The organism is Exiguobacterium sp. s6 (assembly GCF_018618155.1).
Classification (GTDB): Bacteria; Bacillota; Bacilli; order Exiguobacteriales; family Exiguobacteriaceae; genus Exiguobacterium; species Exiguobacterium mexicanum_A.
This window is the reverse complement of sequence record NZ_JACSLN010000003.1, coordinates 49,413-65,319: the sequence shown is the minus strand read 5'-3', so window position 1 is coordinate 65,319 and position 15,907 is coordinate 49,413. Positions and strand designations below refer to the sequence as shown.

Genomic DNA, 15,907 nt, shown 5'->3' with positions numbered 1-15,907 from the left:
TTAGTTCTTCTGTGCTTGAATTTGTTCATCAATCTCCGATAAATATTCCCATCGCTCCATCTTCGCATCGAGCGCTTCTTTCAACGCGGCAATGTCGGCGTACAGTTCATTCACTTTACCGAGGTCGCTACCCGCTGCGGCGAGCCGTGCCTCGGCTGCTTCGATCTCAGATTCGAGAGAGGCGATATCATCCTCGATCGTCTCCCATTCTTTCTGCTCTTTAAAAGTGAATTTGACGACATCGACTTTGACACGCTCTTTCTTCTCTTTCGATTCTTTTTTCACTTGTTGCTTCGTCTGTTCTTGGAGTGTGGCTAAATAGTCACTGTACTCCGCATGATAAACGTTGATCGTCCCGTCTTCGAACGCAATCAGCTGTTCGGCGATCCGATCTAAGAAATAGCGGTCGTGACTGACGGCGATGACCGTGCCTGGGAACGACTCCAAATAGTCCTCGAGGACGGACAATGTCTCCGTGTCGAGATCGTTCGTCGGTTCATCTAAAAATAGCACGTTCGGCTCGTCCATTAAAATCCGAAGCAAGACGAGGCGGCGTTTCTCTCCACCCGACAGTTTGGCAATCGGTTTGTATTGCGCGTCCGGGGTGAATAGGAAGCGTTCGAGCATCTGACTGGCCGTGATCGTTTCGCCGTCCGGCGTATAGATGACTTGGGCGATGCGCTCGATCTCGTCGATAACGCGTCGCGTTGTGTCTTCGAATTCGACTTGTTGCCCATAATATCCGAGATGGACGGTTTCCCCGTGGACGACCGTTCCGTTCGTCGGTTCGAGGCGGTGGGCAAGCAAGTTCATGAGTGTCGTTTTCCCACTCCCGTTTGGTCCGACGATGCCATACCGTTCCCGGCGTCCGAACAACCACGTGAAATCTTCAATGAGCAAGTGATCGTCATAACCGAAGGACAAGTTCTCCACCTCGATTACTTTTTTCCCGAGGCGGCGCGAACCGACGGATACTTCGAGCGCCTCATCCTCGGCAAGCGTCTCTTGATGCTTCAAGTCCTCGACGCGCTGGATGCGTGCCTTCTGTTTCGTCGTCCGTGCCTTGGCACCACGACGCAGCCAAGCGAGCTCACGACGTAAGATGTTTTGCCGCTTTTGCTCCATTGAATGCGACCGGGCTTTTCGTTCGGCACGCTTCTCAAGGAAGAGCTCATAGTTGCCGTCATAGAAGTAACTCGTGCCATCGGCGATTTCAAGGATATGATTCGTGACTCGGTTCAAGAAATAACGGTCATGGGTGATGAGCAGGATGGCCCCCCGGTAATCAGCGAGAATCGTCTCAAGCCAAGCAATCGTATCGGCGTCGAGTTCGTTCGTCGGCTCATCGAGTAATAGTAAGTCAGCTTCGTCGAGTAGGGCTGCGGCCAAAGCGACCCGTTTCTGTTGTCCACCGGAAAGCGAGCTAATCTCTGCCGTCACGTCCGGAAGACCGAGCCGATTTAAAATCGATTTCAACTTCGCTTCAGTCTCCCATGCGTCGGCTGCATCGACCGCTTGCTGGGCTTTCATAAAGCGTTCCAACCATTGTTCGCTCGTCGGGTTCGCCTCGAGTGCTTGACGCGCGAGCTCATACTGTTTCAACGCTTGGACGGACGGGGTGTCACTCGTGAACAACGCGTCTAAAATCGTTTGCCCGGGGGCGAAGTCGACCGTTTGGGTCAAATAGCGAATCCGGTAATCGTTCGGGTGTTGCATCGAACCCCGGTCTGCGGTCTCGACGCCGGCGATGATTTTTAAGAACGTCGACTTTCCGGAGCCGTTGACCCCGATGACCCCGATGCGATTACCTGGGTGAATCGTCATCGTGACGTCGTCGAACAAGACTTTATCTGCAAATTCTTTATGAATGCCTTCGATGGCTAATAAACTCATGATTCTTCTCCTTCAACGACGCGGCGAATCATCGTCTCTGCCAGCGCCGCAATTTCTTTATTCGGGACGTCTGCCGGATCGATGACCGGTAAAAACGTGACGTCGACCGTACCCGGTGTGATTCGGTTTGTCGTCTCGAGCAAATGGTGGCTGCCTTTAATGGCGACAGGGACGATTTTGGCACCGCTTGATGTGGCGAGCGTCAGGCTACCAGCTTTGAACTCTTTGATCGGTCCGCCTTTTGAGCGGGTACCTTCCGGGAAGACGATAATCGACTGTCCCGATTGGATCGTCTCGACGCCGGAACGGATTGCTTTAATGGACTGGCGCCGGTCGCTGCGGTCAATGAAGATACAACCCATCAGTTCCATCCAACGCGGAATGATTGGGAACTTTTGCACTTCGATTTTTGAGATAAACGCTTTTGGATGTTTCGTCGCTGTGATCATAATCGGGACATCAAAGTTCCCTTGGTGGTTCGCGACGTAGACGACCGGTTCATTCGGGATGTTCTCTTGGCCGTGAACACGGACGCGAGCGCCGGCGATTCGTAGTAGAAAGCTTGCCCACTTATAGGCGACAGTTTGGACGTATCCATAACGTTCCGGGGGCGTCAGTCGCTTCGCTTTCGGATAGAACGGAAGTGTCAGCGGTAAGACGGCGAAAAAGGCGATAAACCAGATGGCGGTGCGGATCATACATATTTCTCCTCTCGATCGTTCAGTAATGAGTCTGGACACGAAGAAAGAGTCTTCCTCTCTTGACGAGAATCCGACTCTTCGGCATGAATCTTTATTCCCAGAAGCGAGAATCGCTTTCCTCTTCTTCTTCCTCGAGTTCGAACGTGATTCGTTTATTCACCGGGTCCACAGCAAAGTAAGCCCCATCTTGTTCGATGCTCTTGAACTGCATGACTTGGTCACTGCCGATTTCAAGCGTGAGTCGAATGCGATTGTCATCGTCGACGAGCAAGATGCCGTCTTCTTTCAGCCATAGCTCCATGACAGGTGAATAACGCAATAGCCATTCGTTCGATAAAGGGATTTCGTTCATACGTGTTTGTGCCTCCTACGGGTTGAGTCCGTTTTGCTCTTCTTGTCTAGAATAGAATAACAAAAGTGGAGGGGGAAGACGAGCGTTATGTAGAACGTTTACGCGTAGTTGAATGCATGCGCGCCACGATGCGCTTGATCTTTTTTTGATTCCGGCGCTCGATGAGCAAGACGTTCGTTTGTGCGACCAACTGTTTAAATGAAGATAAGCCCATAGCGAGCAATACGGCGAACAGGAATGTACCGATCGGGTCTTTGAAAAAACCGGTTTGGAGCGAGACGGACAAACCGACGACCGAAAGAATCGTGGTGAGAAAATAAAATAGCATGAGTGACTCTCCCTTCCCAGATGATTCAATAATAAAAGCCGAACGTTATGTTCGTTCGACAGATGCATAAAAAATCCCTTTTTTTGTCGGAACAAAACAAAAAAACGCCTTCTGTCAGGAGAGGGCGTTTACTCTTGGACCATCGTGACGGATGAAGATACGTTCGTATCGACTCCGTTTGAAAAAATGAAGCTAAGTGAAGCGAGTAGCGCGAAGAAAGCAATCAATAAGCCTTTCATGAAGCGCTTCGCGAATGATCGAGATTGTACATCAAACATTTTATATCCCCCGTTCGGCCATGGCTGAAACCTAATTCGTTAAACAACACTTCCTTAATAATAACGTTTTCAAAATGTGGATACTAGATGGAAAATGCGCGTTCACAAAATTGTCACAAAATTTGAAATATAGAAGCTAGTATACGGACCAATTTAGGAAAACGGAGGGGCAATCTTGTTCACATTTTAGACACAATTGAACGGAGTAAGGAAATCGAACGTGATATGATTAGGAACGTGTGTAGGTAGGTATACTGACAGTAATAGATGAAAAAGGATGTGGATTGTATGGCATTACGTGCAGGAGAAGTAGTAGACTTGGTCGCGGAACGTTCAGCTGATTTTGGTGTGTTTATCGGAAACGGTCGCGAAGAGGTACTCCTTCATCGAAAAGAACAAACTGAAGAAGTCACAGTCGGACAGACGGTGCGGGTCTTCCTTTATCACGACTCAGAAGGACGTCTCGCTTCGACGATGACGATTCCGAGCGTCACGTTCGATGACTATGAGTGGTATGAAGTGACTGGAGTCCGGTATAACACCGGTGTGTTCGTCAATATCGGGATTCAAAAGGATGTACTCGTCTCATTAGATGATCTTCCTGAGAACCGGTCGTATTGGCCAAAAGAAGGGGACAAGCTTTGCATTCGTCTCAAGTACGATCAAAAGAGCCGTCTTCTCGGGGAACCGGCCCACTATGCGTACTTGAACTTGTTGGCGCGTCCCGCTAAAGAAGAATGGGGCAATCAAGATGTCCATGCGGTCGTCGTCAATCGACGCGAAGTCGGTGTGAACGTCTGGGTCGAAAATGAATCACTCGGTTTCTTACATGAAGCAGAGATGACACGTTGGCCACGTCTCGGTGAGCAATTGACCGTACGTGTGACGCAAGTGAAACAAGACGGGACGGTACTCGTCTCGATGAAACCGCGGGCATATGAAGCCATCGACCCGGACGCGGAAAGTATCCGTGCTTATATTGAAGAACGCGGCGGCCAAATGCCTTATGGCGACAAGACGGCGCCGGACGTGATCGATCGTGAGTTCGGGATGAGTAAAGCGGCGTTCAAACGCGCACTCGGGAAACTGCTGAAAGAAAAGCAAGTTGAAAAACTCGACAACGGCTATAAATTGAAATAAGATAACTCATGTCCAGGTGGCTATGAAAAGTTTTAGAATGTATTTCTTTCATTTTAGAAACAAATACGTTATAGTTAGTAAAGTTGACTACGAGGAAACATTGGAAAAACGTCTGTAGAACAAAACCTCAGACGTTTTTTGTATGAAAAAAGGAGAATATAATTTGACAAAATTCCAAGATTTACAGTTAAGTGAAGCATTAGTAAAAGGTGTACTCAAAATGGGCTTCGAAGAAGCTACACCGATCCAAGCTGAGACAATTCCTGTCGCACTCACAGGAGTGGACGTATTAGGTCAAGCGCAAACAGGTACAGGGAAAACAGCAGCTTTCGGTATTCCGACAATTGAGCGAATCGACACAAAGGCACGTCAAGTCCAAGCACTTGTTCTTGCACCGACACGTGAACTTGCGATTCAAGTTGCAGAAGAATTGAACAAAATCGGTGAAGCGAAGCGCGTTTACGCACTTCCAGTATACGGTGGCCAACAAATCGACCGCCAAATCCGTGGTTTGAAAAAGAACCCACAAATCGTCGTTGCCACACCGGGCCGCCTCATGGACCACATGAAGCGCAAGACGATCAAACTCGACGAGATCCAAACTGTGATCTTGGACGAGGCAGATGAAATGCTCAACATGGGCTTCGTTGAAGACATCGAGATGATTTTGAAAGGCCTTCCGGCTGAACGTCAAACGCTTCTCTTCTCTGCAACAATGCCACCACAAATCAAGAAGATTGCTGAGCGCTTCATGAAGTCGCCGACGATCATCAAAGTAAAAGCGAAGGAAATGACAGTTGAGAACATCAACCAACAATTCCTCGAATTGCGCGAAGGTCAAAAATTCGATACGCTTTGCCGCTTGATCGACATCGACTCGCCAGAACTCAGCATCATCTTCGCTCGTACGAAGAAACGTGTTGACGAAGTGACAGAAGCACTCATCAAACGTGGTTACACGGCTGATGGTCTTCACGGTGACTTAACGCAATCAAAACGTGACCAAGTCATCCGTCGTTTCAAAAACGGCACAATTGACATCTTGGTCGCGACAGACGTTGCAGCCCGTGGTCTTGATATCACAGGTGTCACACACGTTTACAACTTTGACGTCCCACAAGACCCGGAAAGCTACGTGCACCGTATCGGACGTACAGGCCGCGCTGGTAAAACAGGTACAGCCCTTACGTTCATCACGCCACGTGAATTCGGTCAAGTCAAAGCAATCGAACGCGTAACGAACAAGAAAATGAACCGTCGTCACGTACCGACAATCTCAGAAGTGCTCGAGGGCAACCAAAAGCAATCGGCTGAAGAATTGATCGAACGTGTTCAAGCGGGCGACTTCAAAGCTTACACGCAACTTGCGACTGAGCTTCTTGAAGAATACGAAGCAGTCGAGCTTCTTGCAGCGGCACTTCGTGGATTGACGAAAGAGCCAGATTCAACTCCGGTTGAAATCTCGTATGCAGAACCAGTACGCGTCAAACGTCAAGGTGGACGTAACGACCGTGGTGGATACCGTGGAAATCGCAGCGGCGGCGGAGAACGTCGTGGCGGCGGTGACCGTGGCGGACGCAGCGGTGGCGGCGGTGGATACCGTGGCAAACGTAGCGGTGGAGACGACCGTCGTCGTTCAGACGACCGTGGCCCACGCCGTCCGCGTGACTAATCAATAACTAAAACCGCATCTCCTTAAGTGGATTTGCGGTTTTTTTTATGGTGTCATGCTACACTAAATGAGTAGAGACAGAAAAATGAGGTGTCAACGGATGATTGAACTAGGTTTTGGTCTCGTCATACTAGTGGCGTGCGTCCTGGCTTTGAAACCGATTATTACGCGGACCGAGCGTCCGAATTTTCGATATATCCCGGTCGCCACGCTCCTGTTCGGCGCGATGATTTGGCTTGTGATGGCCATCGGCGTGGGCGGGAAGATGGGAATCGGCTACGGTGTGATGAGTATCGTATATTTCATTGCTTGTTTCGGTGCCTATATGTATGTGCATACACGAGCGAGCTGAACCCAGCTCGCTTTCGTGTTTAGAAAAAAGACGAGGTGATCAAGTTGGACGCAGTGGATGTGATGATGAATCCAGAAGAAGTCGAAGTGACATTTGAACCAATCCTGGGAGCCGCCACCTTCCAAGTAGAAGGTTATATGGTCCATGGACAGTTCAGGGGCGAGTCGCTCACCCCATTCTTTTACGACGATGACGTTCCGCTCGAGTATCAGCTCGATATCGCCAAACGGATGGAGCGTTTAGCGGCCGAACAGTTAAGGGATGCGACGCAATTCGTCACGTTCCGATGTCGTTCAGAGTGGATTCTCGAACAAGGAGGCGAGGCGTTTTTGGCCCCGCTTCGAGAATTGAACTTCCCGCTCCATCGCATTTATGTGACGCTTCAAGGGACGGATCTCGTTGACGTGTCACGCTTGTCACGAGTCGTCCAATATTATCGTTCATCTGGTGTTAAAGTCGCGCTCGACTTCGCAGAATCAACGAGCATCGAAGACATCATGACGGTGGCGCCTGAGATGTTGCTCGTCGATTTGGCGACGATGGTCGAGAAGAAGACGTTATCGGTCACGTATCCGCAAATGCTTCAGACGATGGAATATATCGCTTCCCGTCTCGGGGCTCCGCTCCTCTATAAATCGATCGACCATCTCGGACAGTTGCGTTATGCGTGGCGTCATGGCGGACGTTATTATATGGGAAGTCTCCTCGGGCAAAGCGATGCGATGCCGCCGCGCGAAGCGAAAGGTATGAGCGTATTGACGCAAGAAGTACCGTCGTTCTTCTTACACGATCAAGAGCGATTAAAGCGATTATATGAATTGGAGTTCGAACTCCATAAACAAATCCACGACCTCGTCCAAAGCGGGAAGTGGTCGCGCGATAAGAAAGATGAATGGTTGCTCCATATTGCCCCGAAACTCGAAGGGACGTTCGTCCGTTACTATTTGACGGACCAAACCGGGTTCCAGACGAGCGCGAACGTCTATCAGGCACAGTCCGCTTGGACGGTCGATAACACGTATCGCGGCTATAATTGGAGTTTCCGTCCGTACTTTATTCGGACGATGGCGGCGATGGACGTGCGCGGACGGGGCTACTTGTCCGAGGATTATCGCGACTTCAGTTCGAACGAAGTGACGCGGACGTTCAGTTATCCGTTACCGGACGGCATGTTCTTGTTTGCCGATTTATCTGAAGAGTTCTTATATCAAAATCGATTATTAGATTGAGAGGGAAAACGAATGTTAGATTATGATTACGATGCATTGCGTGAGATTGGGCGGATCGTCGCCTTGGCGCGCGATGAGATGGCGAAAGCGGTCAAACCGGGCATGACGACGAAACAGTTGGATGAGATTGGGCAGCGTATTTTGGAAGCGGAAGGGGCCGCCTCGGCCCCGATCACGATGTATGAGTTCCCGGGTTATACGTGTATTTCCATCAATGACGTCGCAGCCCATGGGATTCCAGGTGACCTCGTCATCCAAGACGGCGACGTGGTCAACGTCGACGTATCGGCCGTGAAGGACGGCTACTATGCGGACACAGGACGTACGGTCATCGCGGGCAAACCGAAATCGGCTAAACACGAGCGTTTGGTCGAAGTGTCATTGACATCGCTCGAAGCGGGTCTCAGCAAAGTGAAGGCCGGCGTCAAGGTCAACCAAATCGGGAAAGCGATTTATGCCGATGCCCGTAAGAACGGCTTCACGGTCATCCGTAACTTGGCGGGCCATGGCCTCGGTCGCACGCTTCACGGTGAGCCGGAGACGATTTCGAACTACTATAGCCGTGAAGAGAACGACATCTTGAAAGAAGGACAAGTCATTGCCGTCGAGACGTTCATCTCGACGAAAGATGAAATCGTCTATCAATCAGAAGAGGACGGTTGGTCGTTGTTCACCCCGAACAACAGCCTCGTCTCCCAGTTCGAGCACACGGTCGTCGTCACGAAAGACGGCTATGAAGTATTGACGGGCACATTCCGTTAACGATGAAAAGGCGGCAGACACGAGGTCTGCCGCCTTTTTTGCGGAGTTTTTACAGGAGTCGAATCGTCTGTTCGCTCAGTTGCTCGATCATCGTCCAATCCGGTGCGACCTGGTCGGGAAGCATCAATTGTCCGTTCTCGACCTCGAGCGGGGTATCGAGCAAATCGGTCTCGAAGTAAGCGCTCGTCCCGGCCATATCGGCCGGATAGGAGGCTCCGCTCAATGAGGCGAATAAGAGCGTGTGATAACGGCCGATGGAGGACTCATACATACCACCGACCCAGTAGGGGGTGCCGCTATCGCGAATCGCGAGCGCCTCGCTCCAGCCGCCGACGCGGGTCGGTTTGATATTGACGATGCGACCGGCTTGAAGTCGATGCATCGTCGCCACGTCTTGAGCCGAACTGATCGATTCATCGAGACAAATCGGTGTGGCGAGCCGTGCCTGCAAGTCCGCTGTCTCGACCCAATATGTGCTCGGATAAGGCTGTTCGATCATCAAGAGACGATAGGTATCTAACGCCTCGAACCAGTCAAGCGATTGCTCGGAGCCACTTCCGTTCAAATCAATCATGAGCGGGGCGTCCGGAAAAACGCTGCGAATCTCGCCGAGCGCAGGAAGCAGTTCATGCGGGGACGCTTTTAACTTGATCCGGTCGAATCCGGACGCGAGCGCAGCCTCGATGGCGTTCAACGTCTGACTGAGCAGACCGATGCCAATCGTCCGGCCGCATGCCACGGCATCGCCGGCTTGGACGTATTGTTTTAATGTCTGATTCGCGCGGGCCGCTTCCACTTCCCAGAGAGCGCTCTCCCACATCGCTTTCGCCATCGGGTGGCCGATGATGGAGCTGACATGGGTGCCGAACGAGGCGGCGGACAACGTCATCCCTTTCAACAGTTGGATAATCAAAGCGGACGTATCGATGACGGAGCGGACGGTCTCAGCCGTATACCATGGCGTCTCGAACGCGACACCTTCCCCGTAGCCGACAACACCGTCGACCGTCTCCAGCCGGAGAATGACCGTCCGTCTCGTCGTCAACACGGCGTGGGCGGTGACAATCGGATGTTTGAACGTGAGGGGGACGATATACAGTTCAGCGCGACGAATCATGGTCAGCCTCCTTTAAGCGATGACGCATCAATTTACCGTTGGCGTTACGAGGCAACTCGTCGACGGCAATCCATGCTTTCGGATGTTTATAAGACGCCAGATGGTCGTGCAACAGCTGAATTGCCTCATCGAAATCGAACGTACCGACCGTGAAGGCGACAGGTATCGCTCCCCAAGTCGGGTCGGGACGACCGACGACCCCTACGTCTTGAATGCCCGGGCAACGTAATAACACGCTCTCGATTTCGGCCGGATAAATGTTCTCGCCGCCAGAGATAATCAAGTCACTGCGACGGTCATGGACGTACAAGTAACCGTCCTTGATTGTGCCGAGGTCACCGGTCTGCCAATAGCCGTCGGGTGTCCGGGCGTCGGCCTCTGGCTGTTTATAGTAACCCGGGGTCACCGTCGGTCCGTTCACTTCAATCTCCCCATCCACATTGATGCGGAGTTGGGTCGGCGCGATTGCTTGACCACTCGAACCGATGTGGGCGAGCGCCTCGGATGGCAAGAGCGTCGCGACTTGCGAACACGTCTCCGTCATCCCGTACGTCTGGGCGACCGGTAACTGCCGTCGCTCGGCTTCTTCGAGCAACGGACGAGGTACGGGACCGCCGCCGACGAGCAGAAGTTGCAACTGATGGCGGGAGAGACCTGCGTCGAGGAGCCGCTTAAGCATGACCGCAACGAGCGAGATGTGGGTGATTCTTGCCGTCGCAATCAACTCGAGTGTACGAGCGACATCGAACTTCGGTTCGACGTATAATGTCGAACCGAAACGGGCGCTCCGATACACTTGGGCGAGTCCGCTCATATGGAAGAGTGGCGTGACGATGAGCATCCGGTCACTTGTCCCGTAACCGAGGCGCGTCTTGGCCGCCTCGGCGCTCGCGATGTGATTGCCGAACGTCTGCTTTACGGCCTTGGCTCGACCGGTCGTGCCCGAGGTGAACATGAGCGACATGACTTCATCGTCTGCCCATTCGTGCGGTGTGGCGAGTGACGCCTCATCTCGGGACGTCAACTCGAATTGGGTGATTGACAGGTCAATCGGTTTATCGACGAGCAATACATCGATATCGGCCGTCTCGATTTGTCCTTCCAGTTCGCTCATCGTCAACCGCGTGTTGAGCGGAACGAGCACTTTTCCGAGTAACTGGATGGCATGGACAGCGATGACATAATCAGCGCTGTTCACAGCGCGTAATCCGATATGGCGGGCTTCGGGTGCGACCCGTTCCAAGAAGTGGGCCAAACGGGCGCTCTCCGCGCTTAACTCGGCCCAGGTCAAACTGACGGACGCGGTGACGAGTGCCATGGCGTCACGTCGATGTTGTGTCACATAACGATTCATCATCAGGACCTCCAAAAAAAGAGTAGCGAAGTCGCTACTCTTTGTCGATTTACGGGAAACGCGGGAACTGACCGAAGTCTGGGTCGCGTTTTTCTTTGAAAGCGTCGCGTCCTTCTTTCGCTTCGTCTGTCGTGTAGTAGAGAAGCGTCGCGTCGCCGGCAAGCTGTTGAAGTCCTGCGAGTCCGTCCGTGTCGGCGTTCATCGCTGCTTTCAAGAAGCGAAGGGCCGTCGGAGAGTGTTGCAAGATCTCTTGGCACCATTGGATCGTCTCGGCTTCAAGTTGCTCGAGTGGAACGACCGTGTTGACGAGTCCCATGTCAAGCGCTTGCTGGGCGTCGTATTGACGGCAGAGGTACCAGATTTCGCGTGCTTTCTTGTGGCCGATGATGCGGGCCAAGTAACCTGAACCGTAACCGGCATCGAACGAGCCCACTTTTGGTCCGGTTTGACCGAAACGGGCGTTGTCGGCTGCAATCGTCAAGTCACAGACAACGTGCAAGACGTGTCCGCCACCGATCGCATAACCGGCTACCATGGCGATGACTGGTTTCGGGATGACGCGAATCAAACGTTGAAGGTCGAGGACGTTCAAGCGTGGAATCTCGTCGTCACCCACGTAGCCGCCGTGGCCGCGTACTTTTTGGTCGCCGCCTGAGCAGAAGGCTTGATCGCCTTCACCAGTCAAGATGATGGCACCGACTTCTTTATCGTCACGGGCGCGTGCGAACGCGTCGATGAGCTCGTTGACCGTGAGTGGACGGAACGCGTTCCGTACTTCCGGGCGGTTGATGGTGATTTTGGCGATACCGTTCCACTTCTCGTACTTGATATCTTCGTACGTGCGGACCGATGTCCAGTTTGCTACTGATTCCATTTAAATTCCCCCTAAAATCAATTTCTCTATCATTGTACCAAATTGTTGGGCATTCTCGACATGTGGAGCATGAGATGCGTCCGAAATTTCATGAATTTCAATATCGGGACGGATCAACTGCATATTCCGAGCAATCTGTTGAAACTTCACATCGTGTTCCCCGACGATCAAATCGGTGCGAGGTAAACGGTCGAGTAGCGGCCAGAGCGACGGCATGCTACCCGTCCCGATGGCACGGAGGCTGTCCGCGAGTGCGGCTGGATGTTGGGCCAACCGCTCAGGACGGAGGGCGGCGCGCATCTCGTCGGTTTGATGCCAGAGCGGAAGACGTTCCCAACGGTCAACGAACGCCTCAAGTCCTGCTCGCTCGATGAATTCGGCGAGCTTTTCGTCTTGAAGCCGGCGTTGTCGACGTTCAGCCGCTATGTCGAGCCCGGGCGTCGTGCTAATGCCGATGAAATGGGTGACCCGATCATCATAGGCGGCGAGTGTCATCCCGATACGTCCGCCGAGCGAGTAACCGACGACCGTCCACGGACCTTCGTCCGTATCGAGTAGCGTCGATAAGTCCCTCACCTGTTGACTCATTTTGGCACGCCCGACCGCTTGCTGCCCGGTGCCGCCGTGTTGCAATAGCGACGGGGCGACGAGCCGGACGGGGAGCTCAGGGAACTGGGAGATCCAAGCCGCACTCCCAGTGAATCCATGAAGAAGCAGAACGGGACGGCCGCTCCCACGTTCGAGCACCTCATAGGAGACGCCACGCACGGAACGCATCACGATTCGTTCTCCGTCGTCAAACGGTCCGTGAGCGAAGCGGTCCAACGACGATGCTCGGCCACGTTCCTAGCGCGATCAGACGGAAATTCGATCAGCTGAACGCCTGCTTCAATCGCCGTCATGACATCTTCAGGCTGCTCGAGCAAGCGATAGCTGAGTCCGTATGTCTCAGCAAATCCGCGCAAGTTCAAGTGGAGCGGTGTCCCGAACAAGTCCTCGAACATTTGCGGTGCAATCGAGGCTTGTGGTAAGAAAGAGAAGATGCCACCGCCATCATTGTTGACGACGACAATCGAGAACATGCCAGGATGCGATTTGACGAGTTGCAGGGCGTTACTGTCGTGATAGAATGCCAAGTCGCCGATCAAGAGAGCGGCCTTGTCTGTATCGTGACAGGCACCGAGCGCGCTCGATATGATGCCGTCAATCCCGTTCGCCCCGCGATTGGCGAGGACGTCGATTGACTGACCGGCTGAAAGTGTTGTATCGATATCACGGATCGGCATGCTATTGCTGACGAAGATGCGATCAAGACGAGACGCCAGCAAATGACGCGTCAATGCGCTTTCTCCGCTCAAAGCAGGTTTTGCGGATTCGGCGACGCGTTCGAACAATGCGAAACGATCGAATAAGTCGGCGTCATAGTCTTTGTTGATGGTGGCGACATAATCAATCGCATCGCCGTACACGACCGTGGCGCTGTTCGACGGGTCGCGGAACGATCCCGGTTGCTCGATCAAGACGTATGGCACGTCGTGAAGCCACTGATTCAGCCGTTTCGAGACGGGGGCAGCCCCGAACCGGACGACCGCGTCAGGTGTCCATTCCGTGCGATGCTCGCTCGCGAGCCACGCGTCATAGTTCGTCAAGACATGGTCAAACCGGCGCATCCCGCTCAATGGGTCGGCGAAGACCGGAATACGATGGGCCAGCGCCGACGTGTAGAGAGGCTCAAGCCATGATGTCGGAGTACCTGGTCCGACGATGAAGGCGAGACGATTGACGTCAATCTCTTGTTTGAACCGTTTCAAGTCGAGACTTGTCGGTTTAAGATAGGTCGGCTCAGAGGATTCGGCTTCACCGCCCAGGAGTGATGTCAAGCGCTCGATATCCGGCAACAACGGTTCACGGAACGGGATGTTCACATGGACCGGACCGAACGGCGCATGCATACTCGTCCGGACGAGCCGGGCGAATGTCTGTTCCATGTAGCGCTGACTCGCTGCTTCAGGAACGGGGAGGTCGACGCTCGCTTTCACGTGTTCGCCGTACAGTCGAACTTGGTCGATCGCTTGAGGCGCCCCGACGTTCCGAAGTTCGTGCGGCCGATCGGTCGTCAACACAACGAGCGGCAGTTGTGAGATATTTGCCTCGGCCACCGCCGAAAAGTAGTTGGTGGCGGCAGTACCGCTCGTGCAGATGAGCGCGACCGGGCGCAACGATGATTGCGAACGAGTCAACCCGAGTGCGAAAAAGGCGGCCGACCGTTCGTCGACGATGATATGATGTCGGACGCTCGGATGAAGATAGGCGGCCATGGCGAGCGGTGTCGAGCGAGAGCCGGGACTGATGACGACGTCCTCGACCCCTTGTTCGACGAGCCGGTTCATCATACCGGCGACCCACTCCGTTAACGGTTCATTCATGCTTCATTGCCTCCTGCGCGTACTTTGTCCAATCCGAGAGCTTGCTTGATTGGACTGAGCTTGATTTCTGTCTCGGCGAGCTCCGCTTCGAGTTCAGACTCTTGGACGATTCCACAGCCTGCGTATAGCGCCACGAATTGATGGTGGACAAGAGCCGACCGGATCGAGACGACGAACTCTCCTTCACCGTCCGTGTTCAGCCAACCGAACGGTGACCCGTACCAGCCGCGGTCGAACCGTTCAATCTCGCGCAACAAGCGGACAGACGTCCGTTTCGGAGATCCACCGAGCGCCGGGGTCGGGTGGAGCGACTCGATGATCGACAGCAAGGATGCGTTCGTATCGAGCGTTGCTTGAATCGGTGTGTGCAGATGGAAAACCGACCGGTTCTCCAAGATGCGCGGCGACTCCGGTGCCTTGATGGTAGCCGCGTATGGTGTGAGGGCGTTCTTGATGTCCTTCACGACGATTTGGTGTTCCTCGAGGTTTTTGGCGTCGTGGAGTAACGTCTGTTTGGCTACATCCGATTCGATCTCGGTGTCTGGTCGCTTGATGGTGCCGGCGATGGCGGCCGTTTCAATGTACGGTCCTTGTTTCTTGACGAGCCGTTCCGGCGTCGCTCCGAAAAATCCGATTTCCCGCTTCGGCTGATACAAGAACACGTAACTGCCCGTCTGATGTTCTGACAAGTGGCGCAGTGTCGTCGCGAACGGGAACGCCTCTTCCGAGGTCTGGTAGATTTCTTCCCGGGCGATGACAATCTTTTCGACTCGTTCTTCAGTGATGTTCAGTTTAGCTTGTTGGAAACTCGACTTGAAATGGTCGACGCCGTCTTTGACTTGCGAGTAAGTCGGTGTTTGTTCGTCGGGCGCATGTAGCGCGTTGAACTGGGCGAGTTGATCGGCCAATTGAATCAAATATTGTTCGACCGAACGTTTGGCCGAGACGAGCGTCGAAACGGTCAACGTGTGCTTGTCGCCCGAGCGGCGATATAGAAATTTCGGCACGACCAACGATGCTTCACCGAACGCTTCCCACATATTTTTTTGGGGCCGCACGAACGTGTCGAACGAAAAGCCCGAGAACGCATAAATGACCGCGTCGACGTCCCGGCGGTGCAGGCTCCAATCGTACTGTAGACGTTGGAAACGTTCGGGACCAGAAGCCGTCAACACGAGCGCATCGGCACATCCGAGCATCTCGAGGGAGCGGTCTGGCGTCGAAAAATAGTAGTGGGACGTTTCAGTGTTTTGAATAATATGGAACGCGTCGAACGAAGGGATTTCCCACGTGTACGAGGCAAGTACCGGTCGTTGCCAAGCACGTGCCCGTTTATGGGCTTGTTCGATTCGTTGTTTAATGTGTGTTTGAGTATCTGGCATGAAAGAAAAGCCTCCTCAATCCAATGGAATTCTCATTCTTTAGTGTA

Annotated in this window: 16 protein-coding genes; 5 read left to right on the top strand and 11 right to left on the bottom strand. The window is 53.1% G+C overall.

The window, feature by feature from the left end:
- The 5 genes from KNP75_RS13060 to KNP75_RS13040 all read right to left on the bottom strand — a co-directional run bounded on the left by KNP75_RS13060 (position 1) and on the right by KNP75_RS13040 (position 3,552).
- Positions 1–1,893, bottom strand: coding sequence for an ABC-F family ATP-binding cassette domain-containing protein (locus tag KNP75_RS13060; protein WP_034781087.1), 1,893 nt, complete (start codon positions 1,891–1,893; stop codon positions 1–3).
- Positions 1,890–2,591, bottom strand: a complete 702-nt coding sequence (locus KNP75_RS13055; protein ID WP_034781080.1) for a lysophospholipid acyltransferase family protein — start codon at positions 2,589–2,591, stop codon at positions 1,890–1,892. The genes KNP75_RS13060 and KNP75_RS13055 overlap by 4 nt, the downstream gene beginning before the upstream one ends.
- Before the next feature lie 94 nt (positions 2,592–2,685).
- A complete protein-coding gene (locus KNP75_RS13050) occupies positions 2,686–2,946 on the bottom strand; it encodes a hypothetical protein (RefSeq protein WP_034781079.1) in 261 nt (86 codons plus the stop codon).
- Positions 2,947–3,031: 85 nt separating this feature from the next.
- A complete protein-coding gene (locus KNP75_RS13045) occupies positions 3,032–3,274 on the bottom strand; it encodes a hypothetical protein (RefSeq protein ID WP_034781078.1) in 243 nt (80 codons plus the stop codon).
- A gap of 128 nt (positions 3,275–3,402) precedes the next feature.
- Positions 3,403–3,552, bottom strand: a complete 150-nt coding sequence (locus tag KNP75_RS13040) for a hypothetical protein (RefSeq protein ID WP_021067792.1) — start codon at positions 3,550–3,552, stop codon at positions 3,403–3,405.
- A gap of 288 nt (positions 3,553–3,840) precedes the next feature.
- Between KNP75_RS13040 and KNP75_RS13035 the strand changes: the two genes are divergently transcribed.
- From KNP75_RS13035 to map, 5 genes are all read left to right on the top strand, one after another.
- Complete coding sequence (locus tag KNP75_RS13035; RefSeq protein WP_034781077.1) at positions 3,841–4,692, top strand: CvfB family protein; 852 nt, start codon at positions 3,841–3,843, stop codon at positions 4,690–4,692.
- 163 nt (positions 4,693–4,855) lie between these two features.
- Positions 4,856–6,364 (top strand): degradosome RNA helicase CshA, encoded by a 1,509-nt coding sequence (cshA, locus tag KNP75_RS13030; protein ID WP_214754233.1) that lies wholly within the window; start codon positions 4,856–4,858, stop codon positions 6,362–6,364.
- A gap of 100 nt (positions 6,365–6,464) precedes the next feature.
- Complete coding sequence (locus KNP75_RS13025) at positions 6,465–6,716, top strand: hypothetical protein (protein WP_034781064.1); 252 nt, start codon at positions 6,465–6,467, stop codon at positions 6,714–6,716.
- 35 nt (positions 6,717–6,751) lie between these two features.
- On the top strand, positions 6,752–7,945 hold the full coding sequence (locus KNP75_RS13020) for an EAL-associated domain-containing protein (protein ID WP_233005310.1): 1,194 nt from the start codon (positions 6,752–6,754) through the stop codon (positions 7,943–7,945).
- A gap of 12 nt (positions 7,946–7,957) precedes the next feature.
- Positions 7,958–8,707, top strand: coding sequence for a type I methionyl aminopeptidase (gene map / locus KNP75_RS13015; protein ID WP_215190601.1), 750 nt, complete (start codon positions 7,958–7,960; stop codon positions 8,705–8,707).
- A 49-nt stretch (positions 8,708–8,756) separates the two neighbouring features.
- Here the strand turns inward: map and menC are convergent, their stop codons facing one another.
- From menC to KNP75_RS12985, 6 genes are read right to left on the bottom strand one after another with little or no spacing between them, the layout of a single operon-like run.
- Positions 8,757–9,824 carry an o-succinylbenzoate synthase gene (gene menC / locus KNP75_RS13010; RefSeq protein ID WP_215190600.1) on the bottom strand — a complete coding sequence of 356 codons (1,068 nt, stop codon included), beginning with the start codon at positions 9,822–9,824 and terminating at the stop codon, positions 8,757–8,759.
- Positions 9,808–11,178, bottom strand: a complete 1,371-nt coding sequence (gene menE / locus KNP75_RS13005; RefSeq protein WP_215190599.1) for an o-succinylbenzoate--CoA ligase — start codon at positions 11,176–11,178, stop codon at positions 9,808–9,810. The genes menC and menE overlap by 17 nt, the downstream gene beginning before the upstream one ends.
- A gap of 49 nt (positions 11,179–11,227) precedes the next feature.
- A complete protein-coding gene (gene menB / locus KNP75_RS13000) occupies positions 11,228–12,052 on the bottom strand; it encodes a 1,4-dihydroxy-2-naphthoyl-CoA synthase (protein WP_021067784.1) in 825 nt (274 codons plus the stop codon).
- Positions 12,053–12,829, bottom strand: a complete 777-nt coding sequence (locus KNP75_RS12995; RefSeq protein WP_215190657.1) for an alpha/beta fold hydrolase — start codon at positions 12,827–12,829, stop codon at positions 12,053–12,055.
- Positions 12,829–14,478, bottom strand: a complete 1,650-nt coding sequence (gene menD / locus KNP75_RS12990) for a 2-succinyl-5-enolpyruvyl-6-hydroxy-3-cyclohexene-1-carboxylic-acid synthase (RefSeq protein WP_215190598.1) — start codon at positions 14,476–14,478, stop codon at positions 12,829–12,831. The genes KNP75_RS12995 and menD overlap by 1 nt, the downstream gene beginning before the upstream one ends.
- Positions 14,475–15,860, bottom strand: a complete 1,386-nt coding sequence (locus tag KNP75_RS12985) for an isochorismate synthase (RefSeq protein WP_034781040.1) — start codon at positions 15,858–15,860, stop codon at positions 14,475–14,477. Before KNP75_RS12985 ends, menD begins: the two co-directional genes overlap by 4 nt.
- Positions 15,861–15,907 lie beyond the last annotated feature (47 nt).

What these genes read in the sequence shown, in the direction of transcription:
- KNP75_RS13060 (WP_034781087.1), bottom strand. Translation starts at nt 1,893, where the DNA reads ATGAGTTTATTAGCCATCGAAGGCATTCATAAAGAATTTGCAGATAAA.
- KNP75_RS13055 (WP_034781080.1), bottom strand. Translation starts at nt 2,591, where the DNA reads ATGATCCGCACCGCCATCTGGTTTATCGCCTTTTTCGCCGTCTTACCG.
- KNP75_RS13050 (WP_034781079.1), bottom strand. Translation starts at nt 2,946, where the DNA reads ATGAACGAAATCCCTTTATCGAACGAATGGCTATTGCGTTATTCACCT.
- KNP75_RS13045 (WP_034781078.1), bottom strand. Translation starts at nt 3,274, where the DNA reads ATGCTATTTTATTTTCTCACCACGATTCTTTCGGTCGTCGGTTTGTCC.
- KNP75_RS13040 (WP_021067792.1), bottom strand. Translation starts at nt 3,552, where the DNA reads ATGTTTGATGTACAATCTCGATCATTCGCGAAGCGCTTCATGAAAGGC.
- KNP75_RS13035 (WP_034781077.1), top strand. Translation starts at nt 3,841, where the DNA reads ATGGCATTACGTGCAGGAGAAGTAGTAGACTTGGTCGCGGAACGTTCA.
- KNP75_RS13025 (WP_034781064.1), top strand. Translation starts at nt 6,465, where the DNA reads ATGATTGAACTAGGTTTTGGTCTCGTCATACTAGTGGCGTGCGTCCTG.
- map (WP_215190601.1), top strand. Translation starts at nt 7,958, where the DNA reads ATGTTAGATTATGATTACGATGCATTGCGTGAGATTGGGCGGATCGTC.
- menC (WP_215190600.1), bottom strand. Translation starts at nt 9,824, where the DNA reads ATGATTCGTCGCGCTGAACTGTATATCGTCCCCCTCACGTTCAAACAT.
- menE (WP_215190599.1), bottom strand. Translation starts at nt 11,178, where the DNA reads ATGAATCGTTATGTGACACAACATCGACGTGACGCCATGGCACTCGTC.
- menB (WP_021067784.1), bottom strand. Translation starts at nt 12,052, where the DNA reads ATGGAATCAGTAGCAAACTGGACATCGGTCCGCACGTACGAAGATATC.
- KNP75_RS12995 (WP_215190657.1), bottom strand. Translation starts at nt 12,829, where the DNA reads ATGCGTTCCGTGCGTGGCGTCTCCTATGAGGTGCTCGAACGTGGGAGC.
- menD (WP_215190598.1), bottom strand. Translation starts at nt 14,478, where the DNA reads ATGAATGAACCGTTAACGGAGTGGGTCGCCGGTATGATGAACCGGCTC.
- KNP75_RS12985 (WP_034781040.1), bottom strand. Translation starts at nt 15,860, where the DNA reads ATGCCAGATACTCAAACACACATTAAACAACGAATCGAACAAGCCCAT.